Raw genomic sequence first — 18,705 nt, 5'->3', positions numbered from 1 at the left:
TTAACTTTGGAACTCATCAATGTATTGCCCCTTTTGTTCAGCCAACGAGACTAAAGTTATCGATTCACGTTTAGTGTCAGATGGTCACCAAGTCCGTCGTCGTCGTGAATGTTTAGCGTGCCATGAAAGATATACCACCTTCGAAAGTGCTGAGTTAGTGATGCCACGCATTATTAAGCGTGATGGCTCTCGAGAACCTTTTAACGAAGATAAAATGCGCAATGGCTTATTACGTGCGTTAGAGAAAAGACCTGTTAGTACTGAAGAAATAGAGTTGTCGATTAATAAACTCAAATCACAACTTAGAGCAACAGGCGAGCGCGAAGTGTCAAGTGAAATGCTGGGTACCATTATTATGGAACAGCTAAAAGTTTTAGATAAAGTGGCTTATATTCGCTTTGCTTCAGTGTATCGCTCGTTTGAAGATATTAAAGAGTTTGGTGAAGAAATTGCCCGTTTAGGCGATGAAAAATAATGAATGAATTCGATGGGTAGAAGCTCCATCACAGTTTAACTTTGAGTCCAGTAATGAGCCATTTTTCGTTAAAAGATCATCAATTTATGCAGCGCGCCATTAGTTTGGCAAAGCGTGGCCATTTTACCACTTCACCTAATCCTCGTGTCGGTTGTGTCATTGTGTTGAAGGGCGAAGTGGTTGGTGAAGGTTTTCATCAAAAAGCAGGGCAAGGGCATGCTGAAGTTTATGCACTAAAACAGGCGGGAAGCAAAGCCAAAGGTGCCACTGCTTATGTCACGCTAGAGCCGTGTAGTCATTTTGGTTTAACACCGCCTTGTGCAGAAGCGCTGATTAAAGCACAAGTGAGCCATGTTATTGCCGCTATGGTTGATCCAGACCCAAGAGTTTCGGGTCGTGGCCTTGAGTTGTTAACTGAGGCAGGAATAACCACAGAGTTTGGCTTGCTTGAACAAGATGCTCGGGCATTAAACCCTGGTTTTATTCACTTAATGACCACCCAATTACCTTATGTTCGTTGTAAATTAGCAGCAAGCTTGGACGGAAAAACGGCTATGGCCAGTGGTGAAAGCCAGTGGATAACCTCAAATGAAGCCCGCACTGATGTCCAACGACTCAGAGCACAAAGTTGTGGCATTATTTGTGGCGCCGACTCTATTATTTTTGACAATGCTAAAATGAATGTTCGTTGGCATGCATTAGGTGAGCTAAAGCAGCGTTATGCACAAGCAGATATTAGGCAGCCAGTTCGTATTATTATTGATGGTAAAAATCGCTTAACACCGGATCTTGCTGTTTTTAAAACCAGCAGTAAAATAATATTAATTCGACAAACTATTGAAAATAGCCATACTTGGCCACATTTTGTAGAACAAGTGATTATTTCTAAAGCGGTCGATAGTGAATATATCGATCTCAGTTTATTGTTAGCTTACTTGGCTCAACAAGGCTTGAATGACATTTTAATTGAGTCAGGCGCTAAGCTAGCCGGCGCTTTTATTAGCGCAAACTTAGTTGATGAACTGGTACTTTACCAAGCACCAAAACTTATCGGTAGTGAGGGTAAAAGCCTACTTAATATGCCAGCAATATTGCAGCTATCTGCGGCTAAAAACCTTGATATAAATGATATTCGCATGGTGGGTAAAGATATTAGGATAACGGCAAAGTTTAGTCGTTAACCTGAAGGTTTGATTGGCCAAACTAGGGTCAGTAGTAATAATAAACAATAAGCTACACAGACGACGAGACATAATATGTTTACAGGCATTATAGAAGCCGTAGGGCATTTAAAAGCAATTAATAGCTCAGGCGATGGCGCGCGCGTCACCATTAATACGGCAAAATTAGACTTATCAGATGTTAAATTAGGCGACTCAATTGCAACCAATGGTATTTGTTTAACCGTTGTTGCCTTAGATAGCAGCAGCTTTAGCGCTGATGTATCTAGCGAAACCTTAACACGTACTGGTTTCGCACATTATAAAATGGGTGCTAGCGTTAATCTTGAAAAAGCTATGCTACCTACCACACGATTCGGTGGCCACATGGTGTCGGGTCACGTTGATGCGGTGAGTGAAATTAGCGCCATTGAGCATAAGGGCAATAGCATAGATTATTGGTTAACTATGCCGGCAGAACTATCAGCCTATATTGCAGAAAAAGGCTCAGTGACTATCGATGGTACTAGCTTGACGGTCAATAGTTTGAGCGCCGATCAATTTCGCTTAACGATTGTTCCACATACCACAGGTCAAACAATTATCAGTACATACCAAGTGGGCACTAAAGTTAATCTAGAAGTTGATTTAATTGCCCGCTATCTAGAAAGATTACTTACCAAGCAAACAACTGGCAAGCAAGACCCGTCAGGTGTTACGCATGCGTTATTAGCGCGTAATGGTTTTATTAAATAAAGAGGTTGTCATGAATTTACACACGCCACAAGAGATTATCGACGATATAGCTCAAGGTAAAATGGTCATCTTAATGGATGATGAAGATCGCGAGAATGAAGGTGACTTCATTATGGCGGCAGAAAAAGTAACGCCTGAAGCGATAAACTTTATGGCAACACATGGTCGTGGTCTTATTTGTATGCCAATGTCGGCAGCGCGTTGCGAGTTGTTAAAGTTACCGTTAATGGTAGATAAAAACGACGCCCAGTTCACCACTAATTTCACTGTCTCTATTGAAGCGGCTGAAGGGGTAACTACCGGTATTTCTGCCGCTGATCGTGCCACGACCGTTTTAGCCGCAGTTGGCAAAGACGCTGATCATAACTCGATTGTGCAGCCGGGCCATATTTTCCCACTGATCGCCAAAGATGGTGGCGTGTTAAACCGTGCGGGTCATACCGAAGCAGGTGTTGATTTAGCGCGTTTAGCTGGTCTTGAAGCTGCAGCGGTTATTGTTGAAATATTAAATGAAGATGGCACCATGGCGCGTCGTCCGGACCTAGAAATTATTGCTGAAAAACATGGCATAAAAATGGGGACTATTGCGGATTTAATTGAATATCGTAACGCCAATGAAACCACTATTGAACGGATCTCAAAGTGTAAATTACCGACCGAATTTGGTGACTTTGATCTAACCGTATTTAAAGACACGATTGACGGTCAAGCACACTTTGCCTTAACTAAAGGTGAAATTAAGCCTGAAGAGCCAACATTAGTGCGTGTGCACTTAGAAAATACCTTTAAAGATCTACTATTGAGTCAACGTGAAAGTGTCGCTAAATGGCCGATGTCGAGTGCGATGGAAAAAATTGGCAAAGAGGGTGGTGTATTAGTTTTATTAGGCAAGCACGAGTCACCTATAGAGCTTATTGCCCAAGTACAGAAATACGCTAAGCTTGACGCGGGTGAAACCGTTAAAGAAGTGAAACGTCATGTTGGTTCACGTAACGTTGGTGTTGGATCGCAAATTTTAGCTAATTTAGGTGTCAGTAAAATGCGCTTATTAAGTTCACAAACGAAATATCACTCGCTTTCAGGCTTTGGCTTAGAAGTCGTGGAATATATTGCTGAGTAAACGATGTTTTAGTGAATATTGTGACTATTTCACTGCCAAGTGAGTGCGATAGAGCTAATGTGCGCCAAGTAAAAAAGCGATTTGAAGTCATTCAAATCGCTTTTTTGATGCCATATGATAGTCAGGTCAACAATATTTAAAGCTCTGGCGATCTTCTATGTAACGTTGATTGCTCATAATCATAGGCAACTTCAATCAATTTACCTTCTTGTAATTTACCTGAAAACATTGATAAACCAACAGGTAAGCCATGAACATAGCCCATCGGCACTGTAATATGGGGATAACCAGCAATGGCTGCAGCAGAAGACGCTGCGCCTAAATAATGATCACCGTTTATCCAATCAGTTTTCCAAGCTGGCCCTGTTGTTGGTGCAATTATCAGATCAAGCTGGTGTTCAGCCAAGAGGGCATCAATACCTTCATCTTGCGTTGATTTTTTTGCTAGCAGTAATGCTGCACGGTAACGCTCATCAGTAAATGGTCCTTTAGCTTGTGCCATCTCAAATATTTCTTGTTTAAAATAAAGCATTTCTTTATCCGCGTTTGCAAGATTAAAGGCAATTAAGGCTGCAAGTGACTTAGGGATATTATCACCTGTGTCTGCAAGATAAGTATTTAAACCCTGTTTAAATTCGTATAGCAGCACTTCAAACTCTGCGTCACCCCAAGCATCAGTATTGGTGAAATTAGTTGCATCAACAATAATTCCGCCTCGGGCTTGTAAGTCGGCAATAGCTTGTTCAAAGACCGCATCAAGTTGGCCATGATAACCCGTAAGGTTTCGGGCAACCCCGATGCGTTTGCCTTTGATGCCGCCTATTTTTAAATGACTAATATAATCAGTCGTAGTCGATAGTGCACCATGGTCACTGTTGTCAACAGCAGTTAATGCTGCCAGCAGGAGCACAGCGTCAGTCACTGTGCGCGCCATTGGGCCAGCAGTATCTTGGCTATGGGCAATAGGGATAATGCCATCTCGACTTATGGTACCTAAAGTAGGCTTGATGCCGACAATACCGTTTATTGCCGATGGACAGGTTACAGAGCCGTCTGTTTCTGTGCCTACAGCCAATAATGCCAGATCTGCTGCAATGGCTACGCCAGAGCCAGCACTAGACCCACATGGGCTTGTAGTAAAGTCGTATGGGTTTTTACTTTGACCCCATAGGCCACTCCAACCACTTGACGACGAGGTTGAACGAAAGTTTGCCCACTCACTTAAATTTGTTTTTCCTAAAATAATCGCACCAGCATTTTTAAGTTGCTGAACCAAAAAAGCATCATTTTTAGGGTAGTGGTTTTTTAACGCCCAAGAGCCTGCAGTATTGGCCATACCGTCAATAGTATCGATATTATCTTTTAATAAAACAGGAATACCGTGTAACGGTCCTACTTTCCCTGATTTTTTATAAATCGCATCAAGCTCTTGCGCTCTTTTAAGCGCATTTTCATTGAGCTGAACTACAGCGTTTAGTTGTGGGCCTTGGTCATCAATTTTGGTTATTCGCGCTAAGTAATAGTTGACCAAGACTTCACTTGTTAGCTGTTTATTTTCCATCATGCGGTGAACTTTTGTCACAGTTAATTCGTGATGATTTATGTTTTTTTTTGAACAAGCTGACAAAGTGCAGAGCATGAGCGCTGCTATAATGCTAATAAAAATTCGCATAGTACTTCCTTTTATTATTTGTACGTTTATATAAGGTTAAAAAAAGCCACTTGTCTAGCCTTAAAGGTAAGCGTGGTTAAACGTGGTAGTGAGGTTTAGCATGAGAGGTAAAAATTTTTGACGAAATGTGTTTGTATTATATTTGTACTATGTTTAGTGTCGAATAAGGAAGTTCGCCATTTGCTTTGTCAAATGGCGTGTTTGCTACTCGCGGTGAATTAAGGCTTTATAGTTGCATAAATTGTCTGATTTTATCGATTATCCCTTGGCTATCTAAACCTAATTCTTGATGGATTTCCGTTTGGGTGCCGTGCTTAATAAAACTATCGGGTAAGCCTATATTGAGAATTTTTTTCGCAATACCTTGGCTTAAGATAAATTCGTTAACACCAGAGCCAGCACCACCAGCAATGGCATTGTCTTCGACGGTGACAATACAGTCGTGACTGGCACATAGTGTTTTGATAAGCGCTTGATCTAAGGGTTTAACAAAGCGCATATCAACTAAGGTAATATTAAGGGTTTCTGCCGCTATTTTCGCTTGCGTTAAGAGGGTACCGAAGTTAAGCACAGCCACTTTACTTTGCACTTGGGTGCTATCGTCTATCGCACGAATAATATTAGCTTTACCGATCTCAAGTGTTTCTGATATTGCCGGTAGTGTTGCACCATTGCCACTGCCACGAGGGTAGCGCACGGCGGCAGGGGTATTTAACTGATAACCGGTATTTAGCATTAGCTGACATTCGCGTTCATCAGAGGGTGTCATGATAGTGAGGTTTGGAATGCAACGCATAAAACTTAAATCAAATGCACCTTGATGCGTCGCACCATCAGCGCCGACAATACCGGCTCTGTCAATGGCAAATAATACGGGTAAATTTTGAATCGCTACGTCATGAATAAATTGATCATAACCGCGTTGTAAAAAGCTCGAATAAATAGCCACCACAGGTTTTTGTCCACCAATAGCTAGTCCGGCAGCAAAAGTGACTGCATGTTGTTCAGCAATAGCCACATCATAATACTGCTTGGGAAAGCGTTGGCTAAACTCCACCATACCTGAGCCTTCACGCATGGCTGGCGTAATTGCGGCAAGCTGACTATCTTGCTCAGCCACTTTACATAACCAATCACCAAATATGGCTGAATAAGTGGGCAAGCTGGGTGCGCTTTTAGGTAGGCTTGTTTCTGTGTGATCAAATTTAGGTACGGCATGATACTTGATTGGATCTTGTTCTGCCTGTTGATAACCTTTACCTTTTTTAGTGGCAATATGCAGTAATTGTGGACCTTTGAGGTTACGCATATTAGAAATAGTCGCCACTAAGCCATTTACGTCATGACCATCAATTGGACCAATGTAGTTAAAACCCAGTTCTTCAAATAAGGAGCTTGGCACTACCATACCTTTTAAATGCTCTTCAGCACGACTGGCTAATTCTTTAATCGGTGGAATGTTTTCAAGTATGCGTTTACTCCCTTCACGGATACCGGTATATATGCTGCCAGAAAGTAATTTTGCTAGATGATTATTTAACGCACCGACATTTTCCGATATTGACATTTCGTTATCGTTTAAGATAACTAACATGTTTTTATTGATATCGCCGGCATGATTTAAAGCTTCAAAAGCCATGCCTGCTGTCATGGCGCCGTCACCAATGACCGAAACCACCTTACGATTTTTTGCTTCTTGCTCAGCTGCAACTGCTAACCCTAAGGCAGCAGAAATTGAGGTGCTTGAGTGACCGACACTAAGCACGTCGTATTCACTTTCTTCACGCCATGGAAACGGGTGCAAGCCGTCTTTTTGTCGAATAGTGTGTAGTTGATCACGTCGGCCAGTGAGTATTTTGTGTGGGTATGCTTGGTGTCCAACATCCCACAGTAAATGGTCAAATGGCGTGTTATAAACATAATGTAAGGCAACGGTTAATTCAATGGTACCTAAGCCCGAGGCAAAGTGACCGCTACTTTTACTGACAGAATTTAAAAGATAACGTCTTAGCTCTTCACTGACTTTTGTTAATTGCTTTTGCTCTAATTTTCGTAAATCAGCCGGAGAATTGATCTTGGCCAATAAAGGATATTCAGTTAAGTTTATAGTCATATGATTCTATTAAATTTAAAAATTAATGTTTGCGGCTGACAATGAAAGTCGCAAAGTCGGACAAGCTCTGGGTATTGTAGGGCAAAGTGGCTAAAGCTTGAAGCGCTTGTTGATATAAGTTTTCGGCCTTTTCTTGTGCGCCTTGTAAACCTAACAATGCGGGATAGGTACTTTTATTGGCGGCAAGGTCAGAACCCGTGGGTTTACCTAGCTCTTCTTCTGTTGATGTTATATCGATAATGTCATCACGTACTTGGTAAGCCAAGCCAACAAGCTTAGCATAAAGGGCTAACTGTTCTTTGTCATATAAGGTGGCTTTATGGCTGCATTCTGCGGCCATTTTTACCGAAGCTTCAAGTAAAGCGCCGGTTTTTAACGAGTGTAAATTTTCTAATGCGGCCAGTGAAATGGCTTTATCAGTGGCGGCTAAATCTAATGCTTGGCCACCACACATGCCTTGATAACCGGCGGCATTGACCAGGTGGCGTAATAAATTAATGCGCTTACTGTCCACGGCCTCAGAAAATTCATGGTTGGCAATAATATCAAAAGCTAGCGTTTGCAAACTATCACCAGCGAGAATAGCGGTCGCTTCATCAAAGGCTTTATGACAAGTGGGTTGGCCGCGACGCAAATCATCGTCGTCCATTGCCGGTAAGTCGTCATGCAACAGTGAATAAGCATGAATGCACTCTATGGCAGCGGCTACACCGTCAATATCCTCTTGCGTAGCGTCTAATGTTGCCCCCGTAATATAAGCTAAATATGGTCGCATACGCTTACCACCAATAAGTAAGCCGTAGCGCATAGCGGCTAATAACTTTTCATCGTTAAGGGTTAAGCTTGCAAGCTTTTTGGCTAGATAATTATTAATGCGCGTTTGCACATCATCAATATGAGCGAGTTTAGTCACAGATGTTAGTCTCGTCGGTATTAAATTTTTCTAAGGGCGCTTGGCCGTTTTTTTCTAGCAAAATATTAATTTGCTGTTCTGCACCTTTAAGTTTTTCTTGATTATGTTGGCTCAGGTGTAGGCCACGTTCAAATAAGGCCATTGAGTCTTCAAGGTTAAGGTCACCTTGCTCTAAATTTTTCACAATGGTTTCTAATTCAACTAATGATTCTTCAAAGCTTAAGTTTTCAATTTTTTTTCTGGCCATGGACTTTTTTTTGCGTGATATGAACTCTAGGCGCAAACTTACCTTAGCTAGGGCGTGGGGTCAATTAATGATGAATTGATGCTGATAGCGATAATATTGATATTAGCTCCTTAAGTTATTGACAATATGGGCGATAACACAGGTATAACGAAAAATATAAGTATTCGCGTCAGACCTATTCATCAGGTATTATCAGCCTAATGAGTATATCTAAGAAAATTTATCGGAGGCATTTGTGGATTTAGCAACATTAATAGGCATAGTCGGTGCAATAGGGTTACTGATTATGGCGATGTTACTCGCTGGCGACATTAGCATGTTTTTAGATACTCAGTCGGTGATTATTGTCTTTGGTGGCTCGATTTTTGTTGTGTTAGCCAATTATAATTTAGGCCAATTTTTTGGTATCGGAAAAATTATTGCTAAATCCTTCATGTTTAAGTTGGAAACACCTGAAGAGTTAATTGAAAAGTCAGTAGAAATGGCTGATGCAGCTCGTAAAGGCGGTTTTCTAGCCCTAGAGGAAGCTGAAATTTCTAATGCTTTTATGCAAAAGGGTGTCGATATGTTGGTTGATGGCCATGATGCTGATGTTGTGCGCACCACAATGCAAAAAGATATCGACCTCACGACCGAACGTCATGAAACCGGCTCAAATATGATGATGGCCCTAGCCGATATTGCACCCGCTATGGGCATGATAGGCACCTTGATTGGTTTGGTTGCTATGTTATCTAATATGGACGATCCAAAGGCCATTGGTCCGGCCATGGCGGTCGCATTGCTAACAACCTTATACGGTGCATTTTTGGCGAATGTTATTGCGATACCTATCGCGTCTAAATTAAAATTACGTTTAGCAGAAGAGAAAATGAATCAAGAACTCGTACTTGATGCTGTTTTAGGTATTCAGGATGGTCAAAACCCACGTGTTATTGAAGGCTTGCTAAAGAGCTACCTTGCTGAAGGTAAGCGAGCTGTTAATACAACTGAAGAGTAGGGGAGTCTATTATGGCAGATAAATGTAAATGCCCACCCCCAGGATTACCACCATGGATGGGCACATTTGCCGACTTAATGGCGCTATTGATGTGTTTTTTCGTCTTACTTTTATCATTTTCTGAAATGGACGTATTAAAGTTTAAGCAAATTGCGGGTTCAATGAAATTTGCCTTTGGTGTACAAAATAAAATAGAAGTAAAAGACATCCCTAAAGGCACCAGTATTATTGCTCAGGAATTTCGCCCCGGTAAGCCTGAGCCAACCCCGATTGAAGTTATTCAACAACAAACCATGGAAATGACCCAGCAAATGTTGGAATTTCAAGCCGGTGATGAAACCTCCGCGGGTGGTCGACAAGAGCAACGCGGCACCCAACGCGGTGGTCAATCACAAAGCACTGCAGATGCCAGCTCAACAGCGGCATCACAACAAGCTAGAGATGAGCTAGAGCAAGCGTCACAAGAGCAAGTTAATGATCTCGTGAAAAAAATAGCCGAGCAATTAGAACAACAAATTCAAGACGGCGCTATTGAGTTAGAGTCATTGGGGCAGCAAGTTATTATTCGCATTCGTGAAAACGGCTCATTTCCATCTGGCTCAGCATTCTTACAACCACAATTTAAACCCATAATGCGAGAAATTGGTTTGTTATTAAATACTGTGCCCGGTGAGATCATGATCTCTGGCAACACAGATAACCAAGGCATTAGTTCTGAATTGTTTACCTCTAATTGGGACTTATCAAGTAAACGCGCTGTGGCTATTGCGCATGAAATTATTAAAGTGCCTGATTTTGACCAGTCTCGTTTACTGGTTGTTGGCCACGCGGATACACGGCCATTAGTGCCTAATACTAATCGCTTAAATCGTCGTCGAAACCGTCGGGTTGAAATTGCTATTAACCAAGGTAAAGCGAAAGAAACAGCGCCAATCTCCATTCAGTGATGATAAAAATTTATCTCACCTGAAAGCAAATTATATGAGGAGTACCAATGAGGTACTCCTTTTTTATGGCTGAGCTTAAAGCTAGTCTATCGCCACTGCTTTTAAATAGGCAGATTTTTGTGCGTTAAGCAGATGCCACTACCTTGATTGTTTTTTGTGCATACAGATATACGGCAACTATTGTGCAATAACAGGTTTTAATATGAATAGCTTCCCTCATTTAATGGCTATTGTTGCACTGCAAACTTGATACTAGGACTTAAAACGCTTTGGTATTATTTTATTGTTAATGTTTATTACCTAGCAGATAAGCCGTTATCATTTTACATTAGGGTGCTTAGCGTTGAAATTGCATATTAGAGTAGAACAGGTATATAATGCGCGCCATTCTAAATAAGGGCGTTGTTGATGAAATTTATTGTTAAGTTACAAGCTGAAATAACCATAAAAAGCCGCCCAGTGCGTAAGCGTTTTACTAAAATTTTAGAATCAAGTATAAAAAATGTGCTACGTCGTGTTGATGAACAAGTGACAACACAAATGCACTGGGACAACATTGAAGTTAATACGGCCAATAATAGCCCCGAAAACCGTTTAAAATTAATCGAGACCTTAAAATCCACGCCAGGCATTCCGACGTTTCTCGAAGTGCAACAAGTCAGCTTTACTGACCTTCATGATATTTATGAAAAAACCTTAGCGATTCATGCTAAGAATATCGAAAACAAAACATTTTCTGTCAGAGTAAAGCGTTCAGGTAAGCACGACTTTAATTCTATGGACGTCGAAAAATATGTCGGCGGTGGATTAAATTTGCACGTTGAATCTGCTAGCGTTAAATTGACAAAACCTGATGTTACTGTGTATTTAGAAATTAAAAACACAAATTTATATATTGTTACCCAGCGTCACAAAGGTATGGGCGGTTTTCCCATTGCCACACAAGAAGATGTGCTATCGCTAATGTCGGGTGGTTTTGACTCAGGTGTTGCTAGTTATCAAATGATTAAAAAAGGGGCACGAACGCATTATTGTTTTTTTAATTTAGGCGGTGCGGCGCACGAAGTGGGTGTTAAGCAAGTCAGTTACTATTTATGGAATAAATACGGCGCGTCACATCGAGTGAAGTTTTTCGCGGTAGATTTTGAACCCGTAGTTGCAGAAATACTAGAAAACATTGAAAACGGTCTAATGGGTGTTGTGCTTAAGCGTATGATGATGCGAGCGGCAACAACAATAGCCGACAAAATGGGTATTCAAGCTTTAGTTACCGGTGAAGCAATAGGCCAGGTATCTAGTCAAACATTAACTAACTTAAACGTTATTAATCGGGTGACAGACACCTTGATTTTACGACCATTAGCCACCTACGATAAACAAGATATTATTGATATTGCGCGTAAAATTGGTACGGAAGACTTTGCCAAAACCATTCCTGAATATTGTGGTGTTATTTCTAAAAAACCAACGGTAAAAGCGGTATTGTCTAAAGTTGAGGCAGAAGAAGCAAACTTTGACTTCTCAATTCTTGACAAAGTCGTTGATGAAACGCGCGTATTTGATATTCGTGATATTGGTAAAGAAAGTGAAGCAGAAATTCATGCGGTTGATACCTTAGATAACATTCCAGCCAATGCAGTCGTGCTCGATATTCGTAGTCCCGACGAAGAAGATGACAATCCATTAGCGTTAGAAGGTGTAGAGGTTATACATTTACCTTTCTACAAGCTAACCAGTCAATTTGGCGACTTAGATAAGTCTAAAGATTACTTACTTTATTGCGACCAAGGTGTGATGAGTAAATTACAGGCGCTCTATTTATTAGGCGCAGGCTTTACCAATGTGAAAGTGTATCGGCCATAAGTAACCACTCTATTTCAGCACAATTTTGCTCGCTGATGGAGTCTACCCTAAATAGAACCTAGGGGGGATAATAGAGTGTTGGGCAATTTTTTGTAGCTCGAACTTCAGTCCGTCAAGCGTTCAAGAGGCAATTAACCTGATGGGCAAAATATGCATAGCCTAGTTATGAATAGCCCAGTTTATTTTATTTGAGACGACAAAAAAAAACTACAACTACAGCTAAATAACGCTATAGATTCAACGGCTTTAGTTAACATTAAAAACCCTCCACTAAGTCATTGTTTAAGGGTTTTTTAATGTTAACATGTCAGAGTACTATACTTCTAACGCTCTAACTTGCTGTATTATTTTTTCATTTTGGGGTGTACCAAGACCTGCCTTTCTAGCCACATTAACAATGTAGCCATTAATATAATCAATCTCAGTTTTTCGTTGCTGTAGAATATCACTGCGCATTGAAGAGCAATTTTTAGCGGTGTTTCTCGCTACCTGCAGTATGCTTGCTTGCAGCTCGTTAAAGTCAAAGTTAATATTTTCATAAGCTGCTACAGCGATGATCTCATGAATTAATTTAGTGATCAGTGACTTGAATTTATCATCAAGTAGCTGACCATTATTGATGTTTTCTATCGCGGTTATTGGGTTAATAACACAATTTATCGCTAATTTAAGCCATTGCTTGTCTTTAATATTCTCTGTAAAGGTCAATGTTGGCAAAGCTTGGGCCAATGTAGCGATAAGTTCATCACGTATTGATGGTCTAATATCGCCAGCGATCAGGCCTAAATCATGGTGACCTAAACCCGTATGCTGAGCATGAAAAGGGCGGGTTATTTTACAGCCATGGGTGGTTAATAACGCTAAACAAGGTTGCTGAAATTTGGCTAAGTCGTGGTATGCGCCCATACCATTATGACAAAAAACAATGATGGCTTGAGTTGATATTTTATTGTTTAAAGCTGCTATGGCGGTTTTGACCTGATAAGACTTTACGCAGAGCAATATCAAGTCTGCATTGGCAAAGGTAGTGTTATTGGCGAGCGTTAATACACCCTGTTCGCTGTGGTTTTTAAGGTCAGTAAAGTGGTAATGTTTAGGCACAGAGCTTGCGCTTGCTGAGCAGGATAAACTGACTGAGTTTTCCTGCACTTTAGTTAAATGATGATACCAGAGCAGTCCGATAGCGCCTTGGCCAATAACCACAATATTCATGATGTTGAGTTATTACTAGAACGATTACGATAGATCAAAATTACCCATCTAATAACGCCAAATAATGCTATGCCGATTAAATCAGAAATAAAATCACTTACTTGCGCACTGCGAAAGCCTAAATAATACTGTCCTAACTCGGTGAGTATTCCGTAAAAAGCGACGGTTAACATGGTATTAAATAACGGCAGTTTTACTATGCTGTGTAGTACCCAAGTTAAGCAAAAAAAACTGATAATATGGCCAATAGAGTCGATTTCTGTGCTGCGAAAAGCGATGCGCCTCAAGTCTTCAGAACTAAAATAAAAGCAAAAAAATAGCATAACAATAATGGCGAGAATAGATAAGTGATAGCGACTTTTCATTGCGGTGTTGGTCATTATGCTTAATAAAATCAGATGTTATTAATCATATCAGTGCTAAGCAACGAAAACTATCATTGTTGTTTTGAACTAAAGGCTTTATTCCAGTTAACATAAATAATCGCTCACTGAGTTAATTCAACGAGCATTATTCCTAGTCAAAGGCATAATTTGTTATCTTGTGCATTGGTATTAATTTCATATATTGATAATATATGGCTAATTATTGTTAGATAGAGAATCATCATGCCTTCAATGGATATTGTTTCCGAAATTAATTTGGAAGAAGTTAGAAACGCAACTGAAAATGCTAACCGTGAGTTATCGACTCGATTTGACTTTCGAGGTGCAGACGCAAGCTTTACTTGGAAAACGCCAACAGTAACGATGAAAGGTGATGCTGACTTTCAACTTAAGCAAATGGCGGATGTGCTAAGAAGCCAATTAGTCAAACGCAATATTGACGCCAAAGCGCTGACACTGAGTAACACTGAGCACACAGGGAAAAACTTTAGCCAAGAGGCGACCTTTAAAGAAGGCATCGAACAATTGGTGGCCAAAAAAGTGGTTAAGTTGATCAAAGACAGCAAGTTAAAAGTGCAGGCTTCAATTCAAGGTGAACAAGTGCGCGTTACCGGTAAAAAGCGTGATGATTTACAAGCGGTAATGCAATTACTCAGAGAAAATGAGTTTGAACAATCATTTCAATATAATAATTTTAGAGATTAATGCGCTAATCATAGCGTTAGTTTCCATTGGTTAGTGTCGAATTTTTAAAAAGAGGCTTTGGCCTCTTTTTTTTGCTTTAATCTTTTGCAAAGCGATAGCTAGTAATAAAAAGACGATTGACTGTAATTTAGCCAGTAATGAAATGTTTACGCGAAAAACAGCGATTAAAAGCACTTTCATGACCTTTTTCAGCAATAAACGCTGTTTATTTCTTAATATTTTAAGTAAGTTAACTTATTCAAACAATAATAATGATGGTTTTAAATGGCTGCTTCTAGAGGTGCGTTCAGTTCTCGTTTTGGTTTTATCATGGCGGCGGCGGGTTCTGCGGTAGGGTTAGGTAATATATGGGGTTTTCCAACCCAAACGGCAAGTAATGGCGGCGCTGCATTTGTGCTAGTGTATTTAGTGCTTGCCTTCTGTTTAGCGTATCCCGCTTTTATGGCGGAGTTACTGATAGGGCGATATGGCCAAGCCAATGCGGTGACATCACTACAAAAAATATCACGCAATATTTTTCACAAACGTTTTGCTTTTGTCGTTGGCTTTGGCGGTATTATTTGTGCGGCATTAATTTTAAGTTTTTATGGCATTTTAGCGGGTTGGATGATGTCATTTGCGATTGAGCCGATGACGACTTTGTTAGGCTTTAATGAAGCGTCAAACTGGCTAACCTCACAATCTTTAGCGCGTAATTTAATTTTTTCTGCGTTATTTATGATGCTTACTATCGCGATTATTCGCCGAGGTGTTGAGCAGGGGATTGAAAAATGGTCTAAGCGCTTAATGCCTATGCTAATAGGTTTGCTGATATTATTGATCTTCTATGTCTTTACTTTAGAAGGGGCAAAAGAAGGTTTCGCTGCGTATTTAAACCCTGATATTTCTCGTATACTTGAGCCCGACTTACTGATCAGCGCATTGGGGCAAGCTTTCTTTTCTTTGTCACTAGGGACTAGTGTGATGGTGATTTACGGTTCATATATATCTAAAAGTGAAAACTTAGTATCACTTGGTGCACAAGTGACCTTAATTGACGTCTCGATTGCCTTCTTGGCCGGTTTGCTTATTATTCCATCCATGTATGTTGCTCAGGCACAAGGTGTCGCCATCTTTAGTGCAGATGGCAGTTTAATTTCTGGTCCTAATTTGGTTTTTGATGTCTTACCGACCTTATTCAACGGTATGGGGGCTATTGGTTTATTTGTTGGCTTTGGTTTTTTTGTTTTAATGTCAATTGCCGCCTTAACATCCAGTATTTCAATGTTAGAAGGGCCGGTTTCTTTTGTGGTAGAACGTCATAATATTGAACGGAAAAAAGCCACCACCTTTATTGGCTTGGGTATCTTTATGTTAAGTACCTTAATCGTATTTAATTTTGATGTGCTTTTTGGTTTAGCTATTTCGATGTCTACCGTTTATGGTCAGCCACTGATTGCAATGTTGTGCTGTGTGTTTGTCGGCTGGATTTGGTTTCGTAACGATATTTTAAATGAACTTAAGCAAGGTAATGATATGGTCGAACATTCGTTATTTTGGAAAATTTGGCCTTGGTACACTAAGTTTGTTTGTCCAACCGCAATCGCTATTGTTTTCTGGCATTCATTGTAATAAAACCGCTTGAAAATTTAGTGATGAAAAAGGGAGCTATTTTAGCTCCCTTTTCTTATGCTATTTTGTGCCAGAATGCTTGTTAAGTATAGATTATAATGCCGGCCATGATTGTTGCCATGGTGGTGTCAGTTGCTTTATAACCGCAAGCGTTGAAGTCTGGTTGAAAACAGTCCCCGCGCTTGGCGGCAGGCAGTACTGATATTGTTTCTTGTGCAAACTAAAGCTTAAGGCAAAGGCGTGTAGATAACCTCGATCTGTATTGAGTGCACTGTTGTATAGCGGATCACCCAGTATGGGGACGCCTATGCTATTGAGCGCTACTCTAATTTGATGCGTTTTACCCGAATGAGGCTTGATTAAATAGAGCCGTTGTTTAGGGGCGATAGTGAAAGACAAGAATTGGCTGATAGCGGGATTATCCATAGTGCGGAGCAATTTCCACATACCTCTGCGGCTTTTTTCCATATCACCTTTAATTAAGCCTTGTTTTTTTTTCGGCTTACCCTCTGCTATTGCCAGGTAATATTTTTGCACTTGGTGTTGCTCAAATTGTTGTTGAAACGCTCTGGCGGTGGCACTATTTTTAGCCACTATAATCAGCCCCGAGGTCATCTTATCTAATCGATGAACAGGATAAAGCTCAGTGAGGGCAAACTGGGTTTTTAGCTGAGCTTTTATTTGGGAAAATAAACCACTGCCAAGGTTCTCTTCATCATGAAAACTCAGCCCTTGGGGTTTATCAATGACGATAAAGTCAGCTTGGTGATCAATCACAGTTAAGGCTTGCTCAGTCATTAAAAGCTCAGCCCTATGACGATATAAATAATGAGTGTGAGTACCGCGCCCACTAAGGCATAAGGTAATTGGGTTTTAACGTGCTCAAAGTGATCACAGCCACTGGCAATTGAGGCGACAATGGTGGTGTCGGAAATAGGTGATGCATGATCGCCAAATATACCGCCACCGAGCACAGCAGCCACCAAAAATTCAATAGGCAAGCCGCTTTGTTGCGCGATAGGTACAGCAATGGGGATCAGTATCGCAAAGGTGCCCCATGATGTGCCGGTTGCAAAGGCCATTATAGCGGCGGCAATAAATAAAATGGGTGCCATTAAAAATAATGGCACTTCAACATTAATTAATTGGCTGACATAAACCCCCGTACCAAGCGCTTTAATAGCGTCGCCAAAAGCAAACGACAAGACTAAAATGGCGACAACAGGTGACATATATTTAATACCGGTAACAATGGTTTTAACGATAGTCGACCATGACATGAGCTTGTGGCCCATAATTAAGAGCACTAAGAATACTAGCGCACCAACCACAGACCAAAACACAGAGAAAGCACCAGAACCTCGACGTATATCACCGTCACCGGTAAACCAAAGCAGTATAAAAGTGCCCATTAATAGCGTTAGCATCGGGAACCACATAATATAGGCGGGGGCAACATCATCAACCGTGGTTTTTTGTTGTGTCTGTACTACCGATTCAGCACGCTTTAATGGTCCAAAAATTCGGCCACTAAAGGCGGTGTAATAAGCTAAAGCCACTGCAATAATGGCGTAAAAATTATAGCCAATGGTAGCAATTAAAATACCGACCGGATCCTTAAATGAATAACCATCAAGTAAGCCTAAAACATAAGCTCCCCAGCCATTAATCAAAAATAAAATACTGATGGGCGCACAGGTTGAATCAACCAAGTAAGCTAGCCTAGCTCGGCTAAGCTTGTGCTGATCGAATAGCTTTTGACTCGCCATGCCGGCAGTAAACATGCTGAGATTAGTATCAGTAAAAATGGTGGTACCGATCACTGTGGGTAACATGCTAGCTTGTCGGCTGTTTTTCACTAAGTTTAATGAGGCTAGGTGGTTAATAAAGCCGTTTACCGCGCCCGATTGATTCATCAAGGTGACTAACGCGCCAATTAATAAGCTGAAACTGACAATATATACGTTACCTAAAGAAGTAAATACTTGCGTAATACCCAGGGTAGTGCCAGTTAAACCGTCAATAGGATTGCCATTTGCTATCATGACATAACAAAGCATTACACCACATAAAAGTGCAAAAAGTGCTTTTTTTCGCCATATGGCAATGATAATAGCAACAAGTGGGGGGAGTAAGCTAAAAACACTGTCTTGCATAGTAAACCTTTATTATTTTATGTTGGGGGGAGGAACTTGTAGCTATAACTTAAAAATTTACAGCAGCTAACTTTACCGTAAGCTCATTCAATAAGAAACTGTATGCTGGCAGACCTGAGGATAAAATTTTCAAAAAAAGAAACATACTTTGACTGAATTGCTGCAATATTTGAGTTAGATAAAGATAAGTGCAGCAATATAGCGTATATTTTATCAGAGTAAGGTGGTGAGTTTAAAGTTAGAGAGCAAATTTTTACCGTTTTGTTGGTACTTTATTTACCTGACCTACTCATATTTAAAGAATAATAAATCATTGTAGCCATTGAAAAATTCACATTTCACCCTTAAATAACAGTCACTCACTGGCGT

The 18,705-nt window shown here is 40.6% G+C and carries 17 protein-coding genes; 9 read left to right on the top strand and 8 right to left on the bottom strand.

The window, feature by feature from the left end; all coding sequences use genetic code 11:
• The first annotated feature begins 19 nt into the window (after positions 1 to 19).
• The 4 genes from nrdR (at position 20) to ribBA (ending at position 3,511) form a co-directional block, all read left to right on the top strand.
• Positions 20 to 475 carry a transcriptional regulator NrdR gene (gene nrdR, locus H4J54_RS06620; protein ID WP_182190102.1) on the top strand — a complete coding sequence of 152 codons (456 nt, stop codon included), beginning with the start codon at positions 20 to 22 and terminating at the stop codon, positions 473 to 475.
• A gap of 53 nt (positions 476 to 528) precedes the next feature.
• Positions 529 to 1,656 carry a bifunctional diaminohydroxyphosphoribosylaminopyrimidine deaminase/5-amino-6-(5-phosphoribosylamino)uracil reductase RibD gene (ribD, locus tag H4J54_RS06615; protein ID WP_182190101.1) on the top strand — a complete coding sequence of 376 codons (1,128 nt, stop codon included), beginning with the start codon at positions 529 to 531 and terminating at the stop codon, positions 1,654 to 1,656.
• Positions 1,657 to 1,731: 75 nt separating this feature from the next.
• Positions 1,732 to 2,391, top strand: coding sequence for a riboflavin synthase (locus H4J54_RS06610; RefSeq protein WP_182190100.1), 660 nt, complete (start codon positions 1,732 to 1,734; stop codon positions 2,389 to 2,391).
• 10 nt (positions 2,392 to 2,401) lie between these two features.
• Positions 2,402 to 3,511 (top strand): bifunctional 3,4-dihydroxy-2-butanone-4-phosphate synthase/GTP cyclohydrolase II, encoded by a 1,110-nt coding sequence (ribBA, locus tag H4J54_RS06605; RefSeq protein WP_182190099.1) that lies wholly within the window; start codon positions 2,402 to 2,404, stop codon positions 3,509 to 3,511.
• A gap of 136 nt (positions 3,512 to 3,647) precedes the next feature.
• Here ribBA and H4J54_RS06600 read toward each other — a convergent pair whose 3' ends face one another.
• From H4J54_RS06600 to xseB, 4 genes are all read right to left on the bottom strand, one after another.
• Positions 3,648 to 5,183 carry an amidase gene (locus tag H4J54_RS06600; RefSeq protein WP_182190098.1) on the bottom strand — a complete coding sequence of 512 codons (1,536 nt, stop codon included), beginning with the start codon at positions 5,181 to 5,183 and terminating at the stop codon, positions 3,648 to 3,650.
• Positions 5,184 to 5,409: 226 nt separating this feature from the next.
• Positions 5,410 to 7,296 (bottom strand): 1-deoxy-D-xylulose-5-phosphate synthase, encoded by a 1,887-nt coding sequence (dxs, locus tag H4J54_RS06595; RefSeq protein ID WP_182190097.1) that lies wholly within the window; start codon positions 7,294 to 7,296, stop codon positions 5,410 to 5,412.
• A gap of 22 nt (positions 7,297 to 7,318) precedes the next feature.
• Complete coding sequence (gene ispA, locus H4J54_RS06590) at positions 7,319 to 8,209, bottom strand: (2E,6E)-farnesyl diphosphate synthase (protein ID WP_182190096.1); 891 nt, start codon at positions 8,207 to 8,209, stop codon at positions 7,319 to 7,321.
• On the bottom strand, positions 8,202 to 8,456 hold the full coding sequence (xseB, locus tag H4J54_RS06585; protein WP_182190095.1) for an exodeoxyribonuclease VII small subunit: 255 nt from the start codon (positions 8,454 to 8,456) through the stop codon (positions 8,202 to 8,204). The genes ispA and xseB overlap by 8 nt, the downstream gene beginning before the upstream one ends.
• A 235-nt stretch (positions 8,457 to 8,691) precedes the next feature.
• Between xseB and pomA the strand changes: the two genes are divergently transcribed.
• From pomA to thiI, 3 genes are all read left to right on the top strand, one after another.
• Complete coding sequence (gene pomA / locus H4J54_RS06580; RefSeq protein WP_182190094.1) at positions 8,692 to 9,456, top strand: flagellar motor protein PomA; 765 nt, start codon at positions 8,692 to 8,694, stop codon at positions 9,454 to 9,456.
• An 11-nt stretch (positions 9,457 to 9,467) separates the two neighbouring features.
• Positions 9,468 to 10,403, top strand: coding sequence for a flagellar motor protein MotB (locus H4J54_RS06575; protein ID WP_182190093.1), 936 nt, complete (start codon positions 9,468 to 9,470; stop codon positions 10,401 to 10,403).
• A gap of 408 nt (positions 10,404 to 10,811) precedes the next feature.
• On the top strand, positions 10,812 to 12,266 hold the full coding sequence (gene thiI, locus H4J54_RS06570; protein ID WP_182190092.1) for a tRNA uracil 4-sulfurtransferase ThiI: 1,455 nt from the start codon (positions 10,812 to 10,814) through the stop codon (positions 12,264 to 12,266).
• 315 nt (positions 12,267 to 12,581) lie between these two features.
• Here the strand turns inward: thiI and H4J54_RS06565 are convergent, their stop codons facing one another.
• Entirely contained in the window at positions 12,582 to 13,478 is an 897-nt protein-coding gene (locus tag H4J54_RS06565; protein WP_182190091.1) for a ketopantoate reductase family protein, read from the bottom strand.
• Positions 13,475 to 13,858 (bottom strand): VanZ family protein, encoded by a 384-nt coding sequence (locus H4J54_RS06560; RefSeq protein ID WP_182190090.1) that lies wholly within the window; start codon positions 13,856 to 13,858, stop codon positions 13,475 to 13,477. The genes H4J54_RS06565 and H4J54_RS06560 overlap by 4 nt, the downstream gene beginning before the upstream one ends.
• A 228-nt stretch (positions 13,859 to 14,086) precedes the next feature.
• On the opposite strand from H4J54_RS06560, the gene H4J54_RS06555 reads away from it, so the two are divergent.
• A complete protein-coding gene (locus H4J54_RS06555) occupies positions 14,087 to 14,569 on the top strand; it encodes a YajQ family cyclic di-GMP-binding protein (protein WP_182136040.1) in 483 nt (160 codons plus the stop codon).
• Between the two features lie 264 nt (positions 14,570 to 14,833).
• Positions 14,834 to 16,180: a sodium-dependent transporter gene (locus tag H4J54_RS06550; RefSeq protein ID WP_182190089.1), complete on the top strand. Its 1,347-nt coding sequence runs from the start codon at positions 14,834 to 14,836 to the stop codon at positions 16,178 to 16,180.
• A gap of 93 nt (positions 16,181 to 16,273) precedes the next feature.
• On the opposite strand, the gene H4J54_RS06545 is transcribed toward H4J54_RS06550, so the two are convergent.
• Positions 16,274 to 16,978 carry a TIGR01621 family pseudouridine synthase gene (locus H4J54_RS06545; RefSeq protein WP_182190088.1) on the bottom strand — a complete coding sequence of 235 codons (705 nt, stop codon included), beginning with the start codon at positions 16,976 to 16,978 and terminating at the stop codon, positions 16,274 to 16,276.
• Positions 16,978 to 18,336, bottom strand: coding sequence for a Na+/H+ antiporter NhaC family protein (locus H4J54_RS06540; RefSeq protein WP_182190087.1), 1,359 nt, complete (start codon positions 18,334 to 18,336; stop codon positions 16,978 to 16,980). Before H4J54_RS06540 ends, H4J54_RS06545 begins: the two co-directional genes overlap by 1 nt.
• Positions 18,337 to 18,705: the final 369 nt, after the last annotated feature.

The organism is Colwellia sp. MB3u-8 (genome assembly GCF_014076985.1).
Taxonomy (GTDB): Bacteria; Pseudomonadota; Gammaproteobacteria; order Enterobacterales; family Alteromonadaceae; genus Cognaticolwellia.
This window is presented reverse-complemented; position numbering and strand designations above follow the sequence as displayed.